This window comes from Mesorhizobium sp. Cs1299R1N1 (assembly GCF_037179655.1).
Taxonomy (GTDB): Bacteria; Pseudomonadota; Alphaproteobacteria; order Rhizobiales; family Rhizobiaceae; genus Mesorhizobium; species Mesorhizobium salmacidum.
Window position 1 is genome coordinate 1 of record NZ_JAPYKR010000155.1, and the last position, 220, is coordinate 220.

General features: G+C 70.0%; 1 protein-coding gene. It reads left to right on the forward strand.

Annotated features, from left to right (window positions below; all coding sequences use genetic code 11):
• A partial coding sequence (locus O7A70_RS34145; protein WP_337144250.1) for a hypothetical protein occupies window positions 1–220 on the forward strand: 220 nt, incomplete at both ends.

Genomic DNA, 220 nt, shown 5'->3' on the forward strand with positions numbered 1-220 from the left:
GGAGCCGATCTCACCCACGGCACCGTCACCGGCTCGCTGCCGGGCTCGACCGCCGAGACCGATGCCGCCAACCAGCTCGCCGCCACCGGCGGTTTCGCACCGCTCACCTATCAGCTGGCCAGCGGCGGCAATGCCGCCACAGCCGGAACCTACGGCACCATCCAGGTCCACACCGACGGCAGCTATGTCTATACGCTGACCGCACCCGTGCACGGACCGG